The following is a 24,267-nucleotide window of genomic DNA, read 5'->3' as shown; positions in this document are numbered from 1 at the left end:
CGGACGGAGTATTTTAAATGTTCAGTGAATGGACGATGACCGGCTGGCCACAGGCGGCGCTGATCGCGCTGTCGGCTGCAGCGATGTATGTGTCTGTGATCCTGTTGACCCGGCTAGCCGGTGTTCGCAGTTTCTCCAAAATGAGCGGTTTTGACTTTGCAGTTACGGTTGCGATCGGATCCGTCCTCGCCTCTGTTATCACGTCAAAAAGCCCGCCCATCGCCAGTGGCGTGGCTGCGCTGGTCTGCCTGTTCGGGCTGCAAATCGGCATGGCCATCTTGAGGAGCCGTTTTCCCGTCCTTCAGTCCCTAGCTGATAACAAGCCCAGATTGATCATGATCGGCAGCGAAATTCAGCATGACCAGTTGAAAAAAGCGAAAATGACCGAGAGCGATCTCTGGGGAAAGTTGCGAGAAGCAAATGTGTTTCAGTTTTCCCAGGTTCTGGCGGTGATAGCAGAGACCACCGGCGATGTGTGCGTCCTTCATACCGATGGCGAGGACCGGGAGATTGAACCCGAACTGTTAAAAGATGTTATCGGCGGTGACCGCTATGGTCAACGGGTGCACCGCTAGGTCGCTAGTGCGTGACGAAAGCGCTGTATATTGCCGATAGGCATTGGCGATGCTGCTTTGGCTGAACCGATCAGCCGCTATCGGAATGATGTGGTAAAGAGGTGCAGGTCTTGAGATGATAGATGCCGGTCAGTCTGGCCAGCGGAAGCTCAGGCAGGTTTCGCCGACCGCGGCCGTTGAAGCATCATAGCGGCGTTCCAGCATCGTTCCGTTGCCGTTGCGGTCAATCGTTATGATCGTGCTGCACCGTGTCCCATAGACAGGATTGTCGATGAAAATCGCGGAGCTTGCGGGTTCCAGCACCGCTGGCGGGTCGGTCACTGCGGCCCGCGGATAGGTCGTCCGGTTGGCAAGCGCATCCAGTAACGGTCCGGGATCCACGGAGCCACTTTGCAGCCAATCCTCCAGTGCAGCATTCAGAGATGCGGCTTTCGGCCAGGGATGGTCGAGCGGACCGTTGGTCAGGCCGTGGATGCCAGGTGCGAGTAAGCGGCTGATCGCATCCGGACGATTGGAGTGCGCACGCGCTTCGTTTTTCTCTATCGTAAACAGGTTGAACGGATTGAATTGCCGGAAGGATACGCGTTCGAGATCGGCTCCGGTGCCTTCCCGCGCGAGAAACTCTTTCAGCAGATTGCCGCGGGAAGCACGGCTGCTGTCGGCAGGTCCATAGCCGCTGAGATTGGTAACCGCAGCGAACCGGCCCTGCTCGGACACGCCCAGCCAGGTGCCGCCCGCCAGAGCATCTTTGCCGGCCAGAATATCGGGAGATTCGGGCCACCGGGACAATGGTTCGGCCGGTCGGCTATGCATCTCATCCCGATTGCCGATCGCGACCAGTTTCCATCGGGGGTGAGCTTGCCACGCAAGTGAAATGATGCACATGCAGAGCCAATAGCAAAGCCGGGCCGCTTTGCGAATATATTGTCCGGCACAGGATCGCGCGATATTGTTTGCTGTGGTGACGAGCCAGCATCCGATGACTGGCGTCGATGCCGGTGCAGCACCAAAATCGAGGCCATATTTAGCGCGCAGGCATGTTATTCGGCTATCGTCCGATAAAACACAGCAAAATTATCGAACATGCTATATGCCCATGGCACTGATATTGCTGCGCTTGTTGCTTTCTGAAGACAGCACCAGGCGAATTAGCGGAAAGCCTGATATATGACAGACAGTTGTCTCGCGGTTCATCTTAATCACTTTCTCGATCTGACCGATAGGGAAGAGGAAGTTCTGGCCGAACTGGAAAAAGATTCGGCGGACTATGGTGCAGGCGAAACGATCTTTCACGAAGGAGATACTCTAACCGATCTGTTCGTCGTCAACAAAGGATGGCTTGCATGTTCGACGATGGTACTGGACGGCGACCGGCAAGTGCTCCAGCTCCACTATGCCGGCGACGTTATGGGAACTGCGGGCATTGCTTTTGAACGGGCGTTCGCTTCGGCAACCACGTTGACGCCAGTGACCTTGTGCCGGTTTCCCCGGAAAAATTTGGACAAATTATTTAAAGACCATCAACGGCTGGCCGCTCTTTTATATGCCATTGGCATGATGGAAAATGTTGTTCTCTGCGACCGGCTCAAGGCGTTGGGCAGAACCAATGCCGAAGCACGAGTGGCAAACCTCCTGTTGTCGATTGTATCAAAAAAGCGGGTTATGAGCGCAGACCCGATAAGCGAGTTTGAGATGCCGTTGACACAGGTCGATATCGCCGATGCTGTCGGGGTCACTCCGGTTCATGTCAACCGGACGCTGAGAAATATGGAGCGTCGGGGATTGATCCACCGCACCGGACGGACCATCAAGCTGGGGGACGAACAGCGCCTCCGCGAGATCGCTGAATATACCAATCGTTTCGAACAAATTGATACCTCTTGGTTTCCGGCCCCATCTTAATTTTCAAAGCTTATCCAGAACTTATAGTGGGTTAAGTTACTTCGGCAGATTACCGCGTAGATGCATCCGATGCAGGTGCAACATGGCCCATAATATCCAGATGATTCTCAACGCGAGACTGCCGCTGGTCGGGTTCTTTGCGATGATCGGGACCGGCTTGGCATCTCGCTGGGCAAACGGTTATGTCTATTCATCGGTCGAGGCAAAACAGCTTCTCGATGCTTTGAGTGGGTCCGCCCTTTATCTTGGATCCGCCATCGCCACCAGCTCTGCGACAACGCTCGCGCTCATGCTGACTCTGGTAGGACTGGTGAAGCGCCTGGACCAGGAATTTGATACCGATTTGTATCAGCGGGTAGCGCTGGTGAGCCGTCTCAGTGCGGTAAATTTGATTGGTGCCGTTGTGCTCCTGATGCTTCTGGCGATGCCCGTGGGGGAGTTTGATAACCTCCCGCCCTCATGGTTCGCTACGCTCTATAATATCCTGTACGGGATGATGGTTTTTTTGTGCGCGTTGATCGTTGCGATTGTCTTGCTTCTGGCGATAACGATCGAAACCTTGATCGCAAAAATCACCCCTTCAGAGGATGTGTAAGGCACAATGCGACCGCTGCCGGTCAATCGGAGCCATGACCCGCTCGTTCGCGAGTTTCGCGCTTTTGTTGAAAATACCGAATTTCCCTGTGTCGGGGCCAAAGCGTCCCTGAAAAAACGGAAACTTTGCGCGTTGAAGGCACGGTCCATCACGTCCTCATGGAACGACCTGGAATTACACAGAGAGATAACACGCTTTGCTTCCGATTATGACCCATGCAGCGACGAGTTTCTGTCCTTGGCGGTTCTTTTCCAGAGTCCGGACCATTTGACCGAACTCGAGTTCGAGAAAGTCATGTGGCAGCGCCTGCAATCATGGACCGATAAGGACGTGTGGAAAAATATGGCGGCAGATGAATCGGTTTCCGCTGACCCGGAGGCGGCAGATTTTTCTCTGAGTTTCGGTGGCCAGGCCTTCTTTGCCGTGGGACTGCATCCAGGGGCTTCGCGCCAGTCCCGCCGATTTTCTCATCCGGCGATCATATTGAACCTGCATCATCAGTTCGAAAAAATGCGTGCCAATGGGCGCTATCAAAAGTTGCGGCGAACGATTTTGGCCCGCGATAAAAAGCTCCAAGGCAGCGCAAATCCTATGCTGGCAATCCACGGTGAAAGCTCGGAAGCGAGGCAATATAGCGGCCGGAAGGTGCCGCCGAATTGGAAATGCCCCTTTAGCAGGAAAGCTAGAAAAGATTCGTGACAAAGTGTTAGGCAGCTTGGTCACTATGCGCTCGGCGCCGACGCAGGGGCAACCAAGACTGGTCGGCCGAGAAGGGGCAGACACTGGTTACGCACCGACCTAAGGTCGTCAGGTCTGTATCCGTAAGTTGTGACAGGTTTTTGCTTTGATTCCGCCCCGGCTGGGAAATTACGGCACGAAATTCCCGCGAAAAACCGTAACTGTTACCGATTTAAGCAGAGAATATTCGTGGTGACCCCTACGGGAATCGAACCCGTGTTTCAGCCGTGAAAGGGCCGCGTCCTAACCGCTAGACGAAGGGGCCATACCATTTGCCGGTCGGCGAGCCACGGCCATTAGGGGTGTGCTCGGCTTTGGTCAACCCTCTTTTCGCCGGAATTTCAGGCCGATTTTATTTGCGGCATCAGATCGGCTGTGGCGTCCTGCCCGTCGGGTCGCGGACTAAGGTTGCAATATGGCGTTCTCCATCAGCGAAATGCCCTGTGCGTGCGCCCTCTACCTCAATCAGTCCGCCCAGGCAGCGTCTTCCAGGTGGATTTCTGCCGCCGGACGGCTGCCCCAGTCATCAATCTTGGCACGGCCTGCAATCCATAATTTTCGCCCTCGTGGCGCGCTGAGCAGCGCTTGACCCAGATCGCTTTCCGCCGCGCGAAAGGCGATGGTCTTGATCGACGCGCCATCATCGCCGCCGACAATCATCCGGACATGGTCGGTGCCGACAATATCGCATTTGATGATTCGCACCGGCCCGGTAGCGATGCGCGGTGCCGGCCAGCCCATGCCGTAGGGGCCAGCGCCATCCATGGCTTCGACCATTAATGGATTGACGCCCCTTGGCGACAGCACCGCATCGAGCAGCAGCGCTCGGCCATCTTGCGCCCTGCCGACGCCGTCAGCGAGCCGGTCGTTGAGAAATTCGGAAAAAGCATCGACCTTGTCGGCTTCGATCGTGATCCCGGCCGCCATCGCATGGCCGCCACCAGCGATCAGCAAGCCGCTGTCCCTGGCGGCGATGATGGCGGCGCCGAGATCGATGCCGGAAATGGAACGGCCCGAGCCTTTGCCAATGCCGTCTTCGTCGAGCGCGATGATGATTGCCGGGCGGTTCAGCTTTTCCTTGATCCGGCCAGCCACGATGCCGATGACCCCGGGATGCCAGCCCTTGGAGGCAAGCACGGCGACCGCCTGGTTCTGCTGCGACCCGCACATCGCCTCGGCCTCCTCCAGCACATGTGCCTCGATCGCGCGGCGTTCCTGGTTGAGATGGTCGAGTTCGGCGGCGATGGACCGCGCTTCCTCCGGGTCCTCCGTGATCAACAGGCGCACGCCGAGATCGGATTTGCCCACACGGCCACCGGCATTGATGCGCGGGCCGAGCGCAAAGCCGAGATCCGAGCAGATTGGTGCCCGCTTGAGCCGGCTGGCATCGATCAGTGCCGAGAGCCCGATATTTTGACGTCCCGCCAGTACCTTGATGCCCTGAGCGACAAAGGCGCGATTCAGGCCGCGCAGCTGCGCCACATCAGCGACGGTGCCGAGTGCTACAATATCGAGCAACTCCAGCAATTTGGGCTCTGGGCGATCTTTGAAAAACCCATGGTTGCGGAGCGTCCGCACCAAAGCAGCGCCGAGCAGAAATGCCATGCCGACAGCAGCGAGATGGCCGTGTTCTGCGCCGGCATCGCTCTCGTCCAGCCGGTTGGGATTAACGAGAGCGACCGCCTTGGGCAGCTCGACCGCGCATTTGTGATGGTCCACCACAATGACCTCGACCCCGGCCTTGTCGGCCATTTCCAGCGCTTCAAAGGCCATCGCACCGCAATCGACGGTAACCACAAGATTGCTGCCCTGCGCGCCGAGCCTGACCAGAGCCTCACCCGACGGGCCATAGCCCTCCATCAAACGGTCGGGGATATAATAGCCGGCGTCCAGCCCGAGGTCCCGGAGCAGGCGAATCAGCAAGGCGGCGCTGGTTGCGCCATCGACATCATAATCGCCAAATATCGTGACCTTTTCCTGATTCCTGATCGCAAGGCTCAGGCGATCAGCCGCTCTATCCATATCCTGAAAGACCGACGGATCGGGCATGAAGCCCCGGATTGTCGGTTCGCGGTTGATCGCCAGCGTCTCGCGGCTGGCTCCGCGGGCCAGCAACAGCTGGGTGACCAGATCATCCGGTTGAAATCCCGGGTCGCGCGCGTCCGCACTGGTACTGCGCCACCGCCAGCTCTGACCAGAGAGGGAGTTTTCGACATTCAATACTGCGTTCATGGCCTGCGCTATGCGGCAATCCTCCCGCGCTGACAATCGGTGAGTAACTTGCTAGGAGACGCGCGATGAAAAAATTACTGATCGTCTATTACAGCTATACCGGCGGCACTGAGCAGATGGCGGAGGCTGCTGCCACGGCTGCGCGGGGCGAGGATGGCACCGAGGTGCGGCTGATGCGGGCTGAGGATTGCCAGGCCGAGGATATGCTTGCAGCTGATGGCTACATCTTCGCGACGCCGGAAAATCTGGCGGCGATTGCCGGGGTGATGAAGGCGTTCCTCGACCGCTGCTATTATCCACTTCTCGGCGAGATCGAGGGGCGGCCCTATGCGGCGATGATTTGTGCCGGATCAGATGGCGAGAATGCAAAGACCCAGCTTGAACGGATCGCCACTGGGTGGCGGCTCCGCAAGGTTATCGACACGCTGATCATTTGCACGCACGCACAGACCGAGGAGGCAATATTGGCCGCTAAAGTGATTGCGGAAGATGACCGCGCGCGCTGCGCAGAGACCGGGGCGACATTGTCCGCCGGGCTGGCGATGGGAGTTTTTTAGAGCAGCGACCTCACGCGCTGCTGCAACGCCGGTATAACATCCGATTCAAACCACGGATTGGCTTTGAACCAGCGGATGTTGCGCGGACTGGGGTGGGGCAGGGGCAAAAGCTCCGGCCAGAATTCCTGCCATCGCTTCACAGTCTCGGTCAGCGTGCGGGATTTTCGTTCGCCAAGATGCCAATCGAGCGCATATTGGCCAACCACCAGTGTGAGCTCGATATGCGGCATTGCCTGCAGCAGCGGTTTCCGCCAGTTGGCCGCGCATTGTGGCCGGGGCGGCAGGTCGCCGCCCGTGCCGGTGCCGGGATAGCAAAAACCCATAGGCAGGATCGCGAACATCTCAGGGTCGTAAAATTGGTCTGGGGTCACGCCAAGCCAGCGTCTCAGCCGGTTGCCGCTGGCATCATCAAAAGTCCGGCCTTTCCCATGGGTTTTGCTGCCTGGCGCCTGACTGGCAATCAGGATTCTGGCGTTTCCAGAGGCTTGCAGCAACGGCCTGGGACCAAGCGGCAGGCCATTGCAGATGGTACATGATCGGGCCTGTTGGAGCAGCTCCGTCAGGGCATCACTATTGTTTGCCGTCATTCGTTTCGGCGACAAATCGCCAAATGGTCGGGTTTCTCGTCCTTGGGAATGGCAGGCAAGACAAAGACGTGGGGAAGGTGCGTCGCCTGCCGCCCTTCCGGTCTCCGTTCGCCATTGACCACGGCGGCAAAGTCCCTGCAGGCAGGCGCGCTCAGCAGATAGTTGCTATGACCGGTACGACCGCGGCTAATCGCCGTCGTATCGACTATCGTCAGCGCCAGCTTGTCAATCGCCTCGGCATATTTGGGCTGCGCCGCGTAGCATCTTTCCGGGAGGTTCCGGGCCTTGAGATCCGCCGCTTCAAAAGGATCAAAGCATCGCGGCCGGCCTAGTCGCGGATAGCCGTGAATATCGTCTGAGAGCGCCAGCGCCCGGTCATTGAGCGATGCATAGACCGTGATCCGGCGATTGTTACGCACCCGCCGGGCCGACAGGATCTCATCCGTCGCATCGCGTTCAAAATCCTGCGTATCGACATCCGGTGAAACGAGAATGATATTCGAAATCACGCTCGAGTCTCCGTTAGATACATTGCGGTCAACATATTCAACCGAGGGCAGGACCAGTCGCGCGCCGAGCGAATGCGATACCAGTATAATTTCTTTGGTCGATTGCAGTTGGGCCAATTGCATCAGGAATTTGCGAAAGTTGCGTTCGTCCCAATACATATTGGTTTCATCGACAGGATATTTGAGCAGCGCGCCCTGTGAGGGCCAGCTATACTGGATGACGGGTCCGGCGAAATTCGTCAGTCGCGCAATCTGCGCCGTGTCGCGCGAGCTTGTATAGAAGGTCTCCCGAAAGCCATGGACATAGACCAGAACCCTGCCATCTGCAGCCTGCATCTGGCCAGCGAGATCGGTCCACCATCGCTGCGATTCAGAGAAGGACAGCGAGATGGAACGGTTGTCCTCGTCGGTCTCTTCTGTGGCTTTTTGCGGTCCGGCAAAACGGCCGTAGCGAACCTTGTCCCCGCGATGATGGAGCAGAGTGATATTTTCCGTCAAGCAGTTGGGCAGGCGGCTGGTGACAAAGAAGAAGGGCTTGTCGTCCTGCTCCACCGCAGTGGCTGCCGTCGGGTTGCAGCGTTCTGGTTCCACATAGGCGGAATGCGGGATGTCGCCATATTCCACTGGCGTGACACAACCGGCGATCAGCCATGGTAATGCGAGAACGGCCCATTTTGCTTTCGACGCGAAATGCCTAGACATTAATGGGCCGGTCATCGGCATGATCAGTTGCTGCGATGCTCGCTCTTCACCCAGCGAACGGTGCCGGAGGAGGCGCGCATCACGACGCTTTCGGTCGTCATTTTGCCGCCGCGCAGCTTCTTGACGCCTTCCAGAAGCGATCCATGCGTGACTCCGGTCGCGGCGAAAATCACGTCGCCCTTCGCCAGTTCCTTCAGATCGTAGACTTTATCGAGATCCTCGATGCCCCATTTATAGGCGCGCTGACGTTCATCATCATTGCGGAACAACAGCCGGCCCTTGAATTGGCCACCGACACAGCGAAGAGCCGCTGCAGCCAAGACGCCTTCCGGAGCGCCGCCGCTGCCCATATACATATCGACGGTCGTGTCTTCGTCGGACGTTGCGATCACGCCGGCGACATCACCGTCAGGGATCAGCATGATCCCGCAGCCGATGGCACGCAGCTCGGCGATGATCTTGTCGTGGCGCGGACGATCGAGCACACAGACGATGATGTCCGCAGGTGCGACACCCTTTTCCTTGGCAACCGCCTCGACATTTTCGGTAACCGACTTGTCGAGATCGATGATACCGGCAGGATAGCCCGGGCCGACCGCCATCTTTTCCATATAGACGTCTGGGGCGTTCAGCAGATTGCCCTTTTCTGCAATCGCCAGCACGGCCAATGCATTGGCGCCGGCTTTGGCGGTGATGGTCGTGCCTTCCAGCGGATCCAGCGCGATGTCAATCGCTGGCGCTTCCCCTTCGCAGCCGCATCCGACTTTCTCGCCAATATAAAGCATCGGTGCCTCATCGCGTTCGCCTTCGCCGATCACGACGGTGCCGCAAATATCCAGTTCGTTCAGCGCCGCCCGCATCGCCTCCACGGCGGCGGCATCGGCAGCTTTTTCATCGCCGCGGCCGATCAGGTTGGCAGCCGATATTGCGGCTGCTTCTGTAACCCGGACCATTTCCATGACGAGTACGCGGTCTAATATGTCGCTTGCTTGGGGCATATTTTTGATTATTCCTTCTATAGGGTAATTTGGATTTCTCGATAGGGGAGCAATATTGCAATGTCGAGACAGGTTTTTCTGATCTTACTGCTGATGCCATCGGCCGCCATCGGACAGATCGCACAACCTACGGAACGCACTCATCAACTCATGGAGAATGCCAGACAATTGGCGGCGGTTGATGCTGATGGCTGTCTTCTCATGCGCACCACTGACGAGATTGTGGTGTGCGGCATCCCGGAAATCGACCGCGAGCAAAGGCTGCCCTATCCCGAATTGGCGGCTGAACCGGGCGCCAGAATTCGCGAGCCGTTGCCAAAGGGCAATCCGCAAATCGTACAGCAGGGCCGCTGTTATGTGACGATGAATGAACGAAACTGCTTCAAGGGCCTGTCGGTCCTGAGCGTCGGCCTGGGCGGTAGCGGCGGCGGTGTCGGCGGAGCCGCTGGCCGTATCTGGCAAGCGGTCACTCCAGATGTACCGGACGACGACTATGTGAAGCAGGCCATGATCAGACCTCTGGCCCCGGCGACGGGCGAATAGTCAGTCTTCATCGCTTAGCAGATGCATGACCACGGGCACCGCCTGCAAACTGGTTGAACTCGATAGCGCTGCAAGGCTCCTTGATACGTCGCTTTCCCGGCTGTCATGTGTCACCATGGAGATCAGCACCGAGCCCTCCTCGGTTTTCTCCGTCTGAATGAGGCTTTCGATCGACACGTTGGCATCCCGCATGGCAGCGGTAATTTCGGCCAGCACACCGGGTTTGTCCGCGACGATGAAGCGGACGTAGCTTTTGCCCACGCGGTGGCCGCTTTCAGCGCGTTCGCATGGTTTCATTTCGCTGGCCGGCGCAGCAAACACGGTGCCAGCATCGCCGCGCGCTATATCTATCAGGTCGGCGACCACCGCAGAGGCGGTGGGGCCTTCGCCTGCGCCAGCGCCCTGAAACATCAAGCGCCCGGAAAAATTGCCTTCAGCAACAACGGCGTTGGTTGACCCTTCGATATGGGCCAGCGGATGGCCTTCGGGCACCAGATACGGATTGACCCGCTGGAACAATTTGCCGTCATCTATCCGGGCCATGCCGAGCAGCCGGATTCGATATCCCAGCGCCTTCGCCTGCCCGATATCGGCTGCCATGATATGCCGGATGCCATCGATCTCGACGCCTTCGAAGTCGAGGGCCTTGCCAAAGGACAGAGCGGCGAGGATCGCGAGTTTGTGGGCTGCATCGACGCCATCAATATCAAATCCGGGATCGGCTTCGGCATAGCCGATTTCCTGCGCCTCTTTCAGCACGTCGTCAAAGGCGTGTCCGTGCTTTTCCATCTCGGTCAGAATATAGTTACATGTGCCGTTGAGAATGCCGTAAACGCGCTCGATGCGGTTGGCCGAAGCGCCGTCTCGCAGCCCCTTGATAACGGGGATGCCGCCGGCCACTGCCGCTTCATATCGCAGCGAAAGATTGCGGGTTTCAGCAGCTTCAGCCAGTTCCATGCCGTGATGCGCGATCATCGCCTTGTTTGCCGTGACGAATGACTTGCCCGCTGCCAGGCTTTTGCGCGCCAGATCCAGCGCGGTACCATCCGAGCCGCCAATCATTTCCACAACGCAGTCTATATTCTCCTGTTCAGTGAGCGCTTCAGGCTGGTCACACCAGAGATAGGCACCGAGATCGATCCCGCGGTCGCGATTGCGGTCGCGGGCAGAAACGGCGGTTACGACAATCGGCCGACCGGCCCGTTGGGCGATCATGGCCCCATTTTCTTCGATCAAGCGGATGACGCCGGTTCCGACGGTCCCCAGTCCAGCGAGCGCGATGCGTAGCGGAGCTGTCATTATTAATAGCCTCTTTGCGTTGGGATGAGTGTGAAGGCGCCTTATTAGCGCCGCCCTGATCGAATGCCAGAACTAGTTCTGCATTGTCAGGCTGAAGTCAGGGCTGACGTGATCTCGGACAGCTGCCCAGATCATCGAGCACTGTTTGATAATCGTTCCGCGCGCGCTGCGCGTTTGCCAATGTATCGCCTGCCAGCGCAGGGGCCGGCAATTGACGTGGCAGAAAACAGGCAAGCCGGTACCAGAGCAGGCTGTTTCGCATCGGCGCACGGGCCGCTTCATCAACAATTTCGCCGAGCGACACGGCCCAGAATTTCCGCTGACCATCTCGCGTCAGGACCGTGATCGAAATCGGTGTGCCGGTATCCGTTTCCAGAAAAATCTGGGTTTCGCCTTCTCCCAGGATGGTGCCGGGGACGTGAAAAGCGCTGGCGATTTTCGAAATCGCGGGTGGTGCATCGCGGGCGACCAGCTCGCGAACCACCGAACGGACCCGCTGTTCGCGGCTGGGCGTCCATGCGATTTGTGCGTCTTTGGCTACCAGCTGGACATCATCTATACTGCCACCCGACGGCCGGCGAGCGAATATGATGAACGGCTTTTTCTCGATTTTTGGCGCGCGGGCGCGGCCATCGAGCGGCAAATCAATGACGTAGCGAATCGTTTCCCCGACCCCGCCCTGACCACGAATCAGGGCGCTTGTGGAGGCTATAATATAGAAGCGTTGCGTCCCTGCAGGCGCATTGGGTGCGCGTTCCGGATCGATTTTTATCGCGTCCTTGATGACCACATTGACAATGATGGGAGCCTCTGAGCTGAGGTCGACGATGTCCGCATATTGCAGCGGGTCACTTTCCTCCAAAGCTTGCGAGAAAGCTGGAAACGCACCAATTTGACTGAAAAACAGAGTGAAGGTTATCATCAACAAGGAGCGCATGGTTTTCTCTGAAAATAAAATTTGAAGAAGACTGGTTTTAGCCCCTATTTTGGGGCATTGACAGCTTAATCGACGCTGAACCAACAAAGCGATTGCCTGCTTGGAAGTAGCACGTTAAAACAAATTTAAGATGGCTTTCAAGCGAACGAAAAGTTGTCATGGGGATAATAAGGGTCGCAATGGTTTTCCAAACCTGTCGGTCTTTATCGGAAGCTTCAGCGATGAAGCACATGGCTCTGTGATGGGGAAAAAGGAGTTACATTTCTGAATGGCTTATGCTGACCAAGAGATGAGTTCGAACAAGATCATATCGATTGCTCTTGTTGTGATCATCCATATTTTACTTGGCTATGCGCTGGTCACCGGCCTGGCGTATAATGCTGTCAAGAAGGTTGCCTCGCAGCTTGATATGATTGACATTAAAGAAGAGGAAGAGCCACCTGAGCCGGAAGAACCACCGCCACCACCACCGGACAAGCCGATTGAGCCGCCACCGGTAGTGTCGCCGCCTCCGATCGTGGCACCAGTGGTTGCACCGCGGCCGGTGATCCGCTCGGTTCCGACCGCACCACCGCCACCGGCACCAGTGGTTGCGCCACCGCCGCCGCCACCACCACCACCACCGCCACAACGGGCGAATCCGGAGGCTCGTGGTAATCCAGGAAGCTGGGCGAATGCGAATGACTATCCTTCTCGCGCTCTGCGTGAAGAAAGGGAAGGCACGACCCGTTTCCGCTTGACCGTAGGCACAAACGGTCGGGTAACTGATTGTCAGATCACTGGTTCCAGTGGTCATGCCGATCTTGATGAGGCCGCATGCAAAAACTTGACTCGGCGTGCGCGGTTTAGACCTGCTCTGGATGCGAACGGCAATCCGATGACCGGATATTATTCCAACGCCGTTCGTTGGCAGATACCCAAATAATGTAATGGGGGAGGGCGTTCCCAATCGTCCTTCCCGCAACAGATTTTTTGCAATTAGTTTATCCTGAGGGGAATGTTAAAATGTTGATTGAAATCTTGGCCGCTGGTGCCACTCCACCGCAAAACTCTTTTGGTTTCGTCGAAGCCATGGAGCAAGGCGGCGTTATCGCATGGTCCGTTCTGGCCATTCTGACAATTATGTCGGTATCGTCTTTCTACATCCTGTTTTCGAAGCTGTTCGAACAGAACAAGATTATGAAGCAGGGTCAGGCAATGCGCTCGACCTTCTGGCGTGCCAGCACGCTTAAGGAAGGCGCTGCAAAGCTCGACAAGAATTCCGCTTACCGTCAGATCGTCGACGACGCGATCAAGGCTGACTCTGACCACGCCAAATTGACCGATCCGGTTGAAGCCCATGACTGGCTGCACGGCTCGATTGAACGTTCGCAAGATCTGATCAAGTCGCGTCTGGCAACCGGTCTGCCTTGGTTGGCAACGGTTGGTGCAACGTCGCCGTTCATTGGTCTGTTCGGTACGGTTATCGGTATCTATCGCGCCCTGATCAAAATCGGTATTGCTGGTCAGGCATCGATTGACGCAGTTGCTGGTCCGGTTGGTGAGGCTCTGATCATGACCGCTCTTGGTCTTGGTGTGGCTGTTCCTGCTGTTTTGGCCTACAACTGGTTGCAGGGCCGCAACAAGCGGATCGCTGAGCAGCTCGGCGCCTTCTCGAACGACGTTCTTGGCTACATGGCCTCGGATGGCGGCGTTAAGCCAGTCGTAACAACTGGTGGTGCTAAAACTGCCCCAGTCGCAACAACTGCTGGCGGTGTTAAAACTGCTCCAAAGCCTGCTGCGCCTGCCGCAAAGAAGTAAGACGGGGGTCGGGTTGTCAGCCAAATATGTTGACTGGCAACCTGACCAACGCACGACGAGGGAGCTTTCGCTTCCTTCAGATGGTTTAGTTTTGAGAGGATAAGATCCTATGGCAATGAATGTTGGGGGCGGTGGCGGAGAGGAAACTCCTCTATCCGACATTAATACCACCCCACTCGTGGACGTTATGCTGGTCCTGCTGATCATTTTTCTGATCGCCGTTCCAGTGGTTATCCAGACTGTGAAGCTCGAACTTCCGGTGCTTCCGTTTGAACCAACCACGACAAAGCGCGAAAATGTGCTGCTGTCGATTACGACGACGGATGCCGCAGGACGTGACCCAGGTGATCCCGAATATTCAGGAGCTACTCCAGGCGGCAACTGTCGCGTTTACTGGAATACCGTTCCTGTCAATTCGAATGACCTGGTTACAAAAGCGGTGAAGCAGCTCGAAGATCAGATCGATTCCTTTGGTGGCGTCGAGAATATGACACCGGAAGATATGCCTGAAGTTCATATCCGCGGTGACATCAACACGCCCTATAAGTGCATCGGCGGCGCGATTTACACCATGCAGCGCGCTGGTTTTGCAAAAGTGGGCTTTATTTCCACTCCGATTGTCGTCGAATAGTACCGGCCGACAACCGAAGATATTAAAGTTAAGGAGACGCACAAATGGCTATGAGTGGCGGAAGCGATGATGGCGAGCCAATGATGGAAATGAACACGACGCCGCTTATCGACGTCTTGTTGGTTCTTCTCATCATGTTCATCATCACGATCCCCGTGCAAACGCACGCGGTGAAAATTGACTTGCCGGTTTCAGACGATACAGAGACTGACCCCCCTCTGATCGATCCGGTCAAGAACCGCTTGGGTATCACGGCAACCAATCAAATCGTCTGGAACGACAGCCCGGTGAGTTTGAATCAGGTCAAACAATATCTGGCGCAGACGAAGTCGATGGTTCCGGAGCCAGAGCTTCAGTTCCAGCCCGATCCCCTGAGTGCCTATCTGACGACTGACCGTACTCTTGCAGTGATCAAGGACAGCGGCGTCACCAAGTTCGGTTTCGTAGGAAACGAACAATATGGCAGCTTCAACAAAGCCAGCCGTCCGCCAAACTAGGTTTCCAAGCTAATAAAAAGGGGGCTGCGATTGATTCGCGGCCCCTTTTTTGTGGCCGTTGTGGCGGCGGCTTTCGTCACACACCAATTCTCGACCGGCTTGTTTCGGCGCTGCTGAACTGCAATTCGGCGAGCCGCGCGTAGAGGCCGTTTTGGGCAATGAGACTGTCATGGTCGCCCTGTTCGACAATCCGGCCCTCTTCCATAACGATGATCCGATCCGCTGATCGCACCGTTGCCAGCCTGTGGGCGATGACAATCGTGGTGCGATCCTGCATCAATTGGTCCAGAGCGTCCTGCACAAGCTTTTCACTTTCGGCATCGAGCGCTGACGTAGCCTCGTCAAGCAGCAGAATTGGCGTGTTGCGCAGCAGGGCGCGAGCGATCGAAATGCGCTGACGCTGGCCGCCGGACAGGCGCGTTCCAGCTTCACCCATGAAGCTGTCCAGTCCATCGGGGAGGGCGCGCAGGAATGTCTCGGCGTTGGCGACGCGCGCTGCTTCCCAAATCTCCTCGTCGCTTGCGTCCCATTTGCCGTAGCGGAGATTGTCGCGGGCGGATGCGGCAAACAGCACGGTGTCTTGCGGTACCAGCGCCATCCGTTCCCGAATTTCGGCAGGATCCGCCGAGGGCAAGGCCACGCCGTCGATCCGGACCGAGCCACCCTGGGGATCGTAGAAACGCTGGGCAAGTTGGAACAGCGTCGATTTGCCGGCACCCGAAGGCCCGACGACGGCGACCGTTTCCCCCGGCGAAACGGTCAGCGAAAAATTCGACAGAGCCAGCGTATCGGGCCGGGTCGGATAGGCGAAGGTAACATTGTCGAAGGCGATCTTGCCGCGCGACGGTTCCGGCAGCGCGATCGGATTAGCCGGAGCGGCAATCCCGGGTTTCTCCGACAATAGCTCTGCCAGTCGGCCGGCAGCGCCCGCGCCGCGGAGCAGGTCGCCATAGACTTCGGTCAGCGCGCCAAAAGCGCCGGCGACCAGACCACCGGTCAGCACAAAGGCGGCGATCGTTCCGCCGGAAATGGTTCCCTCGGAGACACCGATAGCACCCCGCCACATCAGCATGGTAATCCCGGTGAAGATCAAGCCGATGACAATGGCGGTCATCGCAGCGCGCAAGCGGATCCGTCGCTTGGCGGTATCGAATGTGCTTTCGACCGCCCCGCGGAACCGTTCATGCTCGCGGTCCTGCTGGCCGAAAGCCTGAACGATTTTCATCGCACCGAGCGTTTCCGCAATCATAGCCCCGACGTCGGCCACCCGGTCCTGACTGAATCGGGATACATTGGTCAGTTTCCGCCCGATGAAAACGATCGGCAAAATGATAACGGGTATCGCAATCAGCAATCCTGCCGTTAGCGCTGGCGCCAGCGTGAACAGATAGATGATGCCGCCAACTCCGATGACGATATTGCGCAGGGCAACCGATACGGTGGTGCCGACGACCTGTTCGATAATCGCCGTGTCAGACGTCATCCTCGACGCAATTTCAGACGGCCGGTTCTCCTCAAAGAAACCGGGAGCGAGGCGCAGCAGATTCGCCTGTACCGCGAGGCGCAAATCGGCCACCACGCGTTCTCCCAGCCAGCTGACAAAATAGAAACGGAAAGCGGTCGCCACAGCGAGTACGGCAACAATGCCCAAAAGGCCCTGAAAATATGGGGCGACATCGCCGTTTCCAGCCATGAAACCTTTGTCGATTATCGTCTTGAATCCAGCCGGTATCGCGAGCGTAGCCATTGCCGAAACGAACAATGCAAGCAAGGCGAAGGCAATTTCCTTCGGATAGCGGACGGCGCGTTCGAACACCATCCGGAGGTTACCGATCTTTTTGAGCGGTGCTCGCGGAGTTTCGGCTTCGGTCGAATTTGTTTTGTCGGTCATAAAAATCGCCTAGCAGCCGGTCCTATTCGTCACAATCAATGGTTTCTAACATTTCCGTCCGATGGCCGGTCTGTTTAACATGGCGATGATTGGTAAAATACCAAGGGAGGGCGCACGCCCTGCGCGGGAATCTCATCGCGACAGAATCCGCTTAGCACTGGCCAAACGCCCATAAATTGTTAAACATATTGGGGTCCCGGACAAAGCTTTTGGGACGATTCGCGTAATTTTCGATCGAGGATGCTGCCCCTGTGAATCAGATTGCTTCAAAAGGCCAGCTGCGAATGTCCTTGCTGCGCTGGATATTGTTCGTAGTTCCTATCACGGTGCTGCTCGGCTTCACCTTTAGCCAGTTTGCCAATACGGGCGATGAAAATCGCTGGTTCCAGGCCTTGACCAAGCCGGAGGCTCAGCCACCCGGCGCTGCTTTTGGGGCAGCCTGGGCGTTACTTTACATATTGATGGGAACCGCCTTTGCGATGGTGCTCCATGCCCGCAGTGCACCTTTGCGCGGTTTGGCGATAATCCTGTACCTTGTGCAATATGCCCTCAACCTGTTTTGGCCAGTCCTGTTTTTCGGCATGCATCAGGTTTCTGCCGCTTTTTGGTTGCTTGCGATTGTCTTTCTTTTGGCGCTCGCAACGACCCTGGTCTTCGGCCGGATCCGGAAGGCCGCTGCCTGGCTGATGGTTCCCTATCTCGCGTGGCTGTGCTTCGCGGGGATTCTGAATAAACAGATCGAATGGTTGAATCCCGGAGCGGAGACCCTTGTGGTTCCGGCCGCGAGAACCCAGATATAGTATATATTTTTATTCAGGCTCCAGCGAGCCGTGACGGAGTTAATGACATGCAGAGCCAAAACCGCTTCTTCGACGATCTTTCCAAAATATTGAACGGAGTGGCTGGCACGGTGGCCGGTGTTGGCCGCGAAGCCGAAGCGAGTGCGCGGGAACGCGCCAAGGAGTGGTTCGGCGGCATGGACTTTGTGTCGCGGGATGAATTCGAAGCCGTGAAGGAAATGGCAGCCAATGCCCGGGCCGAAGCGGATGCTCTGAAGAAACGCGTCGAAGCGCTCGAAAAAGCTAGTGGAGCTGAATCGAAGCGGCCCGCAGCAAAAGCTGCTCCTGCTCGCAAATCGGCTACGCCAAAGCCGGCTGCACGGAAAAGTCCGCCTTCCAAAAAAGACAGCTGATCGCGAATCCGGTCGGCGGTTGATCGCCGGTCATTATCCACAGCGTTCCCACAAACAATCTGGCGGCTGATGCTCGGTTGCCTTGCTCTGGTTCGGCGGGTGGGCCACTAGGTCATCATCTGCAAAGGATCTGGAACCGTAATGCTTGACGACCAATGGCAAGAGCTCGATCAGGATGAAGCGCCACCGGTAGACATGCTGGCCGCTTTTTTCGAAGCACGTGGCTGGTCGGTCAATCATGTTAGTGATGACGAGCTTTCGGTTGAGATAAAGGGCAACTGGACGAGCTACCAGTTGCGGGCAATCTGGCGCAACGAAGACCATGTGCTACAAATCCTTCTACTGCCGGAGATCCGGGTTCCCGAGGAAAAGACTGCGGCCATTTACGAGACGCTGGGATTGATCAACGAACAGCTGTGGCTGGGGCATTTCGATCTATGGTCGAACAATAATATCCTGCTGTTTCGTCATGCGACGCTGCTCGGTGGCAGCGGCATGCTGGGTCTGGACCAGGCCCAGACCATTGTCGATCTCGCGATTGAAGAGTGGGAGCGGTTTTATCCTGTTTTCCAGTTTGTCTTGTGGAGCGACAAGAGCCCGCAGGACGCGATCGAACATGCCATGGTTGATACGATGGGTGAAGCCTGACAGGAGGTTTCAACCTCGCTCCCGTCCCGGATCAGCCGTTGTCGCCGCGCAGGTCAAACACCATCTTTTTATCGCTTTCCGGGACCAGGCCTTCCAGAACATGCCAGAAACCGGTTACCGATTCCTGCCCCGCCGAGACGTAAGCGGAAGACAGTCTTTGGCGCAGTTGCCTGAACAATTCCGTTTCCAGCTGAGCCCCTTTGTCGGTCAGGCGCAGCAGCTTTTGCCGCCGGTCAATGACTCCGGGTGAACTCAGAATGAAATCCTGTTGCTGCAATTCCTTTAGCACCCGTCCGAGCGATTGCTTGGTGATTGCCAGCAATTTCAACAGTTCGCCAACGGTCAGGTCGGGCTGCCTGGCAATGAAATATAAGGCGCGATGATGTGCCCGGCCGAGACCCTGTTTCGCGAGTTCCTGATCAACTGCGTTCGTCAGTCTGGTATAGCCGAAATAGAGCAGCTCAATCCCGCGACGGATTTCGTCTTCCCGCAGAAAAAGCGGTGATGCTCCGGGAGATATGGCAGGGCGAGATACGTCAGTCATGTTGACGTATCTTGACAGGCTGATTAGGGGATTGCAAGACAATTGGATTATGCTTCCATTTCTTCCATTGGGCGGCATCAATCAAACCGAAAGTGGCAGAATATGGCAGATATGGAAAACCTGAAATTCACTCTCGAACCAAGCGCGACACCGGTGCTCGCTAGCGAGCGCGCCAGGCTGCTGGAGAACCCCGGTTTCGGTTCCCTGTTTACCGACCACATGGCCATGATCCGCTACTCCGAAGCCGAGGGCTGGCACGACGCCAAGGTGACGAAGCGTGAGCCTATCTTGATGGACCCTGCCTCATCGGTGCTGCACTATGCGCAAGAGATTTTCGAAGGCATGAAGGCCTATCGGCTAAGCGATGGCGCGACCGCGTTGTTCAGGCCCGAAGAAAATGCAAAACGCTTTCAGGAGTCGGCGCGGCGGATGGCGATGCCTGAACTGCCGCAAAAGGCGTTTCTCGATTCAGTCGAGGCGCTGGTCGAAATTGACCGCGAATGGTTTCCTTCGGTCGAAGGCGGCTCGTTATATTTGCGTCCATTCATGTTCGCGAGCGAAGTGTTTCTGGGCGTTCGTCCCGCGAAGGAGTATCTGTATCTGGTGATTGCTTCCCCTGCTGGAGGCTATTTCAAGAGCGGTGCTTCGGCGATAACAATCTGGGTTTCGGAGCAGTTCAGTCGCGCCGCACCGGGCGGCACCGGCGCAGCAAAATGTGGCGGCAATTACGCTGGCAGTTTGATTGCACAAGCGGAAGCGATCGAGAAAAATTGCGATCAGGTGGTTTTCCTCGATGCTGCAGAGCATAAATGGGTTGAAGAACTGGGCGGCATGAATCTGTTTTTCGTGATGGATGACGGCAGGCTGATAACCCCGCCGCTCAGCGGAACGATTTTGCCCGGCATTACCCGCGATTCGATCATGACCCTTGCCCGTGAAGAAGGATTGACGGTGACCGAAGAGCGCTATGCCATCGATCAATGGAAAGCGGACGCTGCTAGCGGCAAGCTTGTCGAAACCTTTGCCTGCGGCACGGCGGCGGTTGTCACGTCTGTCGGCACGGTCCGTTCTACCGACGGCGAATTTAAGATTGGCGGAGGCGGACCGGGGCAATTGACCGAGAAGTTGCGGCGCCGTCTGGTCGATATCCAGCGCGGGATCGCGCCCGACGATCATGGATGGGTCAAAAGGCTGTTCTAAACATAGATAGAACTGCCTCTTGCTCCTTGCGGGCAAACTGGATAATAGGCCCGTTCACCGACGCGGGATGCCAGAATCAGGACCGCAAATATTGGGGTGTCGCCAAGTGGTAAGGCAGCGGCTTTTGATGCCGCCATGCGCAGGTTCGAATCCTGCCACCCCAACCAAATTCACCAGTGATCGAAAACTTTTTACCACACTGCTGTTAGTGTGACACCAGCTGTTGTGCGCGGGGAATACCCGAGTCTGTAATCTATTTGTGGATTTAGCAATAGCTTAAGCATTATTCTCTATAATGAATCCCGAGAACTGTGGGCGTATTTTTACAGGACCGGGAGAATATTTTGAAGTTTGGTAGTCTTCTGCGCGCGAAGAAATATGCGCCCGTTCGAGACTTGGCGATCATCGTCATACTCTATGTGATCGTTTTTTCTTATTCCCACGCCGTTGATGGTTTTGAGCAAGTTGTTGCCTTCACCGAAAGCCATGAGCATTGGCAATTTGACGAGTTCTTGACCGGCTTACTGTTATTGCCGGTCGCTTTAGGCGTTTTCGCTTGGCGCCGTCTGTCGGAGGCCAGGGCGGAGCTAAAGCTCAGACTTCGCGCTGAAAAGCAGGCAAATGAAATGGCGCTACACGATCCGCTGACGGGCCTGCCGAACCGGAGGAAAGCCAATATCGAAATAGAAGCTGCGCTTAAAAATGCGGACAGCGCGCCTGTCACTTTGCTGGCGATCGATCTTAACAGGTTCAAGCCCGTAAATGATCTGTATGGTCATCTTGCAGGCGATCAATTGCTGCTCGCGGTGGGAGAGCGCTTGAGGGATGCCATCGGTGGTGACGGGATGGTCAGCCGGATCGGCGGCGACGAATTCTGTGTGATGGTGAAAGGTGTGGCGGCTGGTGACGAACTCATCAGCAAAGTCGAAAAACTCTCTGCGGTATTTGAAGATCCCTTTGTGTTGGGCGACCTGTCGGTCGTGATCAGTGCGAGTGTCGGCGTGGTTACGACCAATGTTCCGGACAGTTCTATCGACAGTCTTTTTGCGCAGGCGGATGCTGCGATGTATCGCTGCAAGGGCACCGGACGCAATGCGATTGCATTTTTTGAGTCGGGGATGGAACTCGCGGCAGCCGAACGCGCGCAGATTGAAACGGATTTGCGCAAAGCAATAGCGAGCGACAAAATTCAACCATATTATCAGCCGCTGGTTAATTTGAATGATGGCAGAATTGTCGGTTTTGAAGCGCTTGCCCGCTGGCATATGGCCGACGGTACCATCCGCATGCCCGAGGAGTTCATCACCATCGCCGAGGAAACCGGTCTCATATCGGATCTATTCTTCGTGGTCTTGAAAGCCGCTGCTCTGGAAGCCAAAAAATGGCCCGCCGAGTTGCGTTTCGCGGTGAACCTGTCTCCGGTCCAATTTGATGACGAGTGGCTGGTCGAGCGTATATTGAAAACCTTGCTGGATGTAGGAGTGTCGCCGGGGCGTCTTGAGATTGAAATAACCGAAAGCGCATTGGTTGCCGATCTTGATGTCGCGCGGGATGTCATCCTGTCTCTCAAAAATCAGGGTATCAACATCTCTCTGGATGATTTTGGCACTGGATATTCCTCCCTTCGGCATCTCTCCGAATTGCCGTTCGATAAATTGAAAATTGACCGATCCTTCGTCCGCGGGATTGAGTCTAATTCTGCCTCACAATCTATCGTTCGCGCCGTAACCGCGTTGGCCCACAATCTCGGGCTGCAGGTGACGGCCGAGGGTGTAGAAACATATGACAACGCAAAAAGCGTGATCGATTCCGGATGCGATATCGGCCAGGGATTTTTATACGGTCGGCCAAGCCATGTCTGGCAACTCGCATTGCCGGACGATAGCGATTCACAAGGCGGTTCGCAGGACGAGCGTGATTTGCGCAGAACTCGCAGCGGCCAAGCCGCTTAGCGAAGTGGTATTCAGGTCAAGCTTGTCACCTGCCTTGGCAGCCGTTGCTATGCCGTGGACCTTTCCAGCTATTGCTGCCGAAGGGCGCGTCGATCAGGCAGAAAATCTGGAGATAGAAGAATCGATGTTCGAGCTGGAATCCCAGCTGATATTTGTGCCGGAAAGCAACGGAGAGGTGGGAGAATGGAAATTTGCGCCGACGATCGAATATGGGATCAATGACGCGCTTGCCGTCGGATTGGAAATAGAGTTTGAACAGGAATCTGGTGAGACCTTGCAGTTTTCGGAAATCGGTCTGCAAGCAAAACTGGTTCTGGTCGACCCTGAAGTCGCTGCGGCCGGACTGGGGGTCCAGAGCTCAGTAATCTTCGATCGGTCGGGGCGAGTGGGGTTTGAGACCTATTTTATCATCGAACATATTCGCGATGAACTCAATGTACTTGGTAATTTGATTGTATCTGGCGAACCCGGTGATTGGTCAGCTCTTTCGACGAGCTACGTCGGTCGTGTGGATCATGCAATTGGCGGCAACTTCTCGGTCGGGATGGAAACGGGAGGCGAGCTCTCTGGCGACAGCAAGGGTCGACACTGGGTGGGCCCCGTTCTTCACATCGCTGCTGATGAAGCCAGCCTGGTGCCATCGGTCGAATTGTCAGCCTTTGCCCCTTTGAGCCGCAAAACACCAGATTTTCAACTTCGGCTAGAGCTTGATTGGGCGTTCTAGTCGCGGTTTGAAGATATAATGCCCGCGACCCGCCATCGGCGCTTTGAGACGGTTTAGGTTGCCCCCCAACGGCCGTGTGCACCGCAAGTCTGCTTGAAGAAGGGCGTTTGCCCTCGTTTACTATCCAAAAAGATAAAAAAGCGATCTGAGCTTGCCGGCTCATAATAGGTAAAATGAGCATTTATGTAAATCATTGTAAACCGGCGTTCGTATCGCTGGCGTTACCTCTGTAAATGATAGTAAAACTCAGATCATGAAGACGACTTAATAGCCGAATTTCGCGCTATAAGAATGTTACAGGGACTAGGAGAATTCACATGCGGGTAGCGATAGCGGATGATGATCCCGAGATTATCGAGATCTTGGGTAAAATCGTCGAAGGTCAGGGATATATCTATAAGGGCTATCCGGATGGAACGTCCCTTTCCAGCGCATTGTTGCGAGACACTTTTGACTTGGTAATTCTTGATTGGAACATGCCTGGAAAGGATGGCATGCAAATATTGGACTGGATGAAAGATGCAGTCGAAGATCGGCCGCCGGTGATCATGATGACCAGTCGGACTGCGAAACAGGATATCAGCGATGCACTGAATGCAGGTGCCGACGACTATATCACCAAACCAGAAGACAAGAATGTCATCGCCGCCCGGATCAATGCCTTGTTGCGCAGAAACAACGGCGCCTCGGCAATGGATACGACGGCAGAATATGGTGACTATCTGCTGGATCGTATCGAACAGACGGTCAGACACGGTGACAAGGAAGTCTCGCTGACAGCAAAAGAGTTCGAGCTTACCGATCTAATGTTCCGTAACCGGGACCGTACCTTGTCGCGGCGCTATATCATGGAAACTGTTTGGCGTACCAATGCCCATCTCGCTACCCGTACTCTCGACATGCATGTGTCCCGGATTAGGTCCAAACTGGCATTAAAACCGGAAAACGGGTTTCGAATTTTCACTGTCTTCGGCTATGGCTACAGATTGGAGACATTTGGCAACGGAGGATAAT

The 24,267-nt window shown here is 56.0% G+C and carries 26 protein-coding genes and 2 tRNA genes; 18 read left to right on the top strand and 10 right to left on the bottom strand.

Features of this window, described 5'->3' with window-relative positions:
- The first annotated feature begins 17 nt into the window (after positions 1-17).
- Entirely contained in the window at positions 18-575 is a 558-nt protein-coding gene (locus ACN0WW_RS08415; RefSeq protein ID WP_417611364.1) for a DUF421 domain-containing protein, read from the top strand.
- A 129-nt stretch (positions 576-704) separates the two neighbouring features.
- On the opposite strand, the gene ACN0WW_RS08410 is transcribed toward ACN0WW_RS08415, so the two are convergent.
- Positions 705-1,460, bottom strand: a complete 756-nt coding sequence (locus tag ACN0WW_RS08410; protein WP_417611362.1) for an NRDE family protein — start codon at positions 1,458-1,460, stop codon at positions 705-707.
- A 282-nt stretch (positions 1,461-1,742) separates the two neighbouring features.
- Here ACN0WW_RS08410 and ACN0WW_RS08405 point away from each other — a divergent pair, with 282 nt between their 5' ends.
- The 3 genes from ACN0WW_RS08405 (at position 1,743) to gntA (ending at position 3,771) form a co-directional block, all read left to right on the top strand.
- Positions 1,743-2,477, top strand: a complete 735-nt coding sequence (locus ACN0WW_RS08405) for a Crp/Fnr family transcriptional regulator (RefSeq protein WP_417611360.1) — start codon at positions 1,743-1,745, stop codon at positions 2,475-2,477.
- 100 nt (positions 2,478-2,577) lie between these two features.
- Positions 2,578-3,072 carry a hypothetical protein gene (locus ACN0WW_RS08400; RefSeq protein WP_417611358.1) on the top strand — a complete coding sequence of 165 codons (495 nt, stop codon included), beginning with the start codon at positions 2,578-2,580 and terminating at the stop codon, positions 3,070-3,072.
- 6 nt (positions 3,073-3,078) lie between these two features.
- Positions 3,079-3,771, top strand: a complete 693-nt coding sequence (gene gntA, locus ACN0WW_RS08395) for a guanitoxin biosynthesis heme-dependent pre-guanitoxin N-hydroxylase GntA (protein ID WP_417611356.1) — start codon at positions 3,079-3,081, stop codon at positions 3,769-3,771.
- Positions 3,772-4,000: 229 nt separating this feature from the next.
- Here the strand turns inward: gntA and ACN0WW_RS08390 are convergent.
- Positions 4,001-4,075: transfer RNA gene (locus ACN0WW_RS08390), tRNA-Glu, on the bottom strand.
- A gap of 200 nt (positions 4,076-4,275) precedes the next feature.
- Positions 4,276-6,042: a single-stranded-DNA-specific exonuclease RecJ gene (gene recJ / locus ACN0WW_RS08385; protein WP_417611354.1), complete on the bottom strand. Its 1,767-nt coding sequence runs from the start codon at positions 6,040-6,042 to the stop codon at positions 4,276-4,278.
- Positions 6,043-6,107: 65 nt separating this feature from the next.
- Between recJ and ACN0WW_RS08380 the strand changes: the two genes are divergently transcribed.
- The gene (locus tag ACN0WW_RS08380; protein WP_417611352.1) at positions 6,108-6,599 is read left to right on the top strand and encodes a flavodoxin family protein; all 492 of its coding nucleotides are present in this window, start codon (positions 6,108-6,110) and stop codon (positions 6,597-6,599) included.
- Here ACN0WW_RS08380 and ACN0WW_RS08375 read toward each other — a convergent pair.
- The 3 genes from ACN0WW_RS08375 to glpX are packed head-to-tail and all read right to left on the bottom strand — an operon-like array spanning position 6,596 to position 9,395.
- The gene (locus ACN0WW_RS08375; protein ID WP_417611350.1) at positions 6,596-7,186 is read right to left on the bottom strand and encodes a uracil-DNA glycosylase family protein; all 591 of its coding nucleotides are present in this window, start codon (positions 7,184-7,186) and stop codon (positions 6,596-6,598) included. The two genes, ACN0WW_RS08380 and ACN0WW_RS08375, sit on opposite strands and share 4 nt — an antisense overlap.
- On the bottom strand, positions 7,183-8,397 hold the full coding sequence (locus ACN0WW_RS08370; RefSeq protein ID WP_417611348.1) for an alpha/beta hydrolase: 1,215 nt from the start codon (positions 8,395-8,397) through the stop codon (positions 7,183-7,185). Before ACN0WW_RS08370 ends, ACN0WW_RS08375 begins: the two co-directional genes overlap by 4 nt.
- Positions 8,398-8,420: 23 nt before the next feature.
- Complete coding sequence (gene glpX, locus ACN0WW_RS08365; RefSeq protein WP_417611346.1) at positions 8,421-9,395, bottom strand: class II fructose-bisphosphatase; 975 nt, start codon at positions 9,393-9,395, stop codon at positions 8,421-8,423.
- A 60-nt stretch (positions 9,396-9,455) separates the two neighbouring features.
- Between glpX and ACN0WW_RS08360 the strand changes: the two genes are divergently transcribed.
- On the top strand, positions 9,456-9,938 hold the full coding sequence (locus tag ACN0WW_RS08360; protein WP_417611344.1) for a hypothetical protein: 483 nt from the start codon (positions 9,456-9,458) through the stop codon (positions 9,936-9,938).
- On the opposite strand, the gene ACN0WW_RS08355 is transcribed toward ACN0WW_RS08360, so the two are convergent.
- Positions 9,939-11,237, bottom strand: a complete 1,299-nt coding sequence (locus ACN0WW_RS08355; RefSeq protein WP_417611342.1) for a homoserine dehydrogenase — start codon at positions 11,235-11,237, stop codon at positions 9,939-9,941.
- A 97-nt stretch (positions 11,238-11,334) separates the two neighbouring features.
- On the bottom strand, positions 11,335-12,174 hold the full coding sequence (locus ACN0WW_RS08350; protein WP_417611340.1) for a hypothetical protein: 840 nt from the start codon (positions 12,172-12,174) through the stop codon (positions 11,335-11,337).
- Positions 12,175-12,442: 268 nt separating this feature from the next.
- Here ACN0WW_RS08350 and ACN0WW_RS08345 point away from each other — a divergent pair, with 268 nt between their 5' ends.
- The 4 genes from ACN0WW_RS08345 to ACN0WW_RS08330 all read left to right on the top strand — a co-directional run bounded on the left by ACN0WW_RS08345 (position 12,443) and on the right by ACN0WW_RS08330 (position 15,102).
- Complete coding sequence (locus ACN0WW_RS08345; RefSeq protein ID WP_417611338.1) at positions 12,443-13,099, top strand: energy transducer TonB; 657 nt, start codon at positions 12,443-12,445, stop codon at positions 13,097-13,099.
- 80 nt (positions 13,100-13,179) lie between these two features.
- The gene (locus ACN0WW_RS08340; RefSeq protein WP_417611336.1) at positions 13,180-13,974 is read left to right on the top strand and encodes a MotA/TolQ/ExbB proton channel family protein; all 795 of its coding nucleotides are present in this window, start codon (positions 13,180-13,182) and stop codon (positions 13,972-13,974) included.
- 109 nt (positions 13,975-14,083) lie between these two features.
- Positions 14,084-14,605 carry an ExbD/TolR family protein gene (locus ACN0WW_RS08335; RefSeq protein ID WP_417611334.1) on the top strand — a complete coding sequence of 174 codons (522 nt, stop codon included), beginning with the start codon at positions 14,084-14,086 and terminating at the stop codon, positions 14,603-14,605.
- 44 nt (positions 14,606-14,649) lie between these two features.
- Positions 14,650-15,102 carry an ExbD/TolR family protein gene (locus ACN0WW_RS08330; RefSeq protein WP_417611332.1) on the top strand — a complete coding sequence of 151 codons (453 nt, stop codon included), beginning with the start codon at positions 14,650-14,652 and terminating at the stop codon, positions 15,100-15,102.
- 76 nt (positions 15,103-15,178) lie between these two features.
- Here the strand turns inward: ACN0WW_RS08330 and ACN0WW_RS08325 are convergent, their stop codons facing one another.
- Positions 15,179-16,993 carry an ABC transporter transmembrane domain-containing protein gene (locus ACN0WW_RS08325; RefSeq protein WP_417611330.1) on the bottom strand — a complete coding sequence of 605 codons (1,815 nt, stop codon included), beginning with the start codon at positions 16,991-16,993 and terminating at the stop codon, positions 15,179-15,181.
- Between the two features lie 251 nt (positions 16,994-17,244).
- Here ACN0WW_RS08325 and ACN0WW_RS08320 point away from each other — a divergent pair, with 251 nt between their 5' ends.
- From ACN0WW_RS08320 to ACN0WW_RS08310, 3 genes are all read left to right on the top strand, one after another.
- Positions 17,245-17,793 carry a TspO/MBR family protein gene (locus ACN0WW_RS08320; RefSeq protein WP_417611328.1) on the top strand — a complete coding sequence of 183 codons (549 nt, stop codon included), beginning with the start codon at positions 17,245-17,247 and terminating at the stop codon, positions 17,791-17,793.
- Positions 17,794-17,840: 47 nt separating this feature from the next.
- Complete coding sequence (locus tag ACN0WW_RS08315; RefSeq protein WP_417611326.1) at positions 17,841-18,185, top strand: accessory factor UbiK family protein; 345 nt, start codon at positions 17,841-17,843, stop codon at positions 18,183-18,185.
- Positions 18,186-18,326: 141 nt separating this feature from the next.
- On the top strand, positions 18,327-18,833 hold the full coding sequence (locus ACN0WW_RS08310; protein WP_417611324.1) for a YbjN domain-containing protein: 507 nt from the start codon (positions 18,327-18,329) through the stop codon (positions 18,831-18,833).
- Positions 18,834-18,864: 31 nt separating this feature from the next.
- Here ACN0WW_RS08310 and ACN0WW_RS08305 read toward each other — a convergent pair whose 3' ends face one another.
- The gene (locus ACN0WW_RS08305) at positions 18,865-19,377 is read right to left on the bottom strand and encodes a MarR family winged helix-turn-helix transcriptional regulator (RefSeq protein WP_417611322.1); all 513 of its coding nucleotides are present in this window, start codon (positions 19,375-19,377) and stop codon (positions 18,865-18,867) included.
- Between the two features lie 102 nt (positions 19,378-19,479).
- Between ACN0WW_RS08305 and ACN0WW_RS08300 the strand changes: the two genes are divergently transcribed.
- The 5 genes from ACN0WW_RS08300 (at position 19,480) to ACN0WW_RS08280 (ending at position 24,266) form a co-directional block, all read left to right on the top strand.
- Positions 19,480-20,577: a branched-chain amino acid aminotransferase gene (locus ACN0WW_RS08300; protein WP_417611321.1), complete on the top strand. Its 1,098-nt coding sequence runs from the start codon at positions 19,480-19,482 to the stop codon at positions 20,575-20,577.
- A gap of 92 nt (positions 20,578-20,669) precedes the next feature.
- Positions 20,670-20,744 (top strand) — tRNA-Gln (locus ACN0WW_RS08295).
- A gap of 177 nt (positions 20,745-20,921) precedes the next feature.
- Entirely contained in the window at positions 20,922-22,529 is a 1,608-nt protein-coding gene (locus ACN0WW_RS08290) for a putative bifunctional diguanylate cyclase/phosphodiesterase (RefSeq protein ID WP_417611319.1), read from the top strand.
- 124 nt (positions 22,530-22,653) lie between these two features.
- Positions 22,654-23,253, top strand: a complete 600-nt coding sequence (locus ACN0WW_RS08285; RefSeq protein ID WP_417611317.1) for a hypothetical protein — start codon at positions 22,654-22,656, stop codon at positions 23,251-23,253.
- Positions 23,254-23,570: 317 nt separating this feature from the next.
- Positions 23,571-24,266 (top strand): response regulator transcription factor, encoded by a 696-nt coding sequence (locus ACN0WW_RS08280; RefSeq protein ID WP_417611315.1) that lies wholly within the window; start codon positions 23,571-23,573, stop codon positions 24,264-24,266.
- Position 24,267 lies beyond the last annotated feature (1 nt).

It is taken from the genome of Parasphingorhabdus sp. (assembly GCF_048269865.1).
Lineage (GTDB): Bacteria > Pseudomonadota > Alphaproteobacteria > Sphingomonadales > Sphingomonadaceae > Parasphingorhabdus.
Note: the sequence above shows the minus strand (reverse complement) of the source record. Positions and strands in the feature narration are given on the sequence as shown.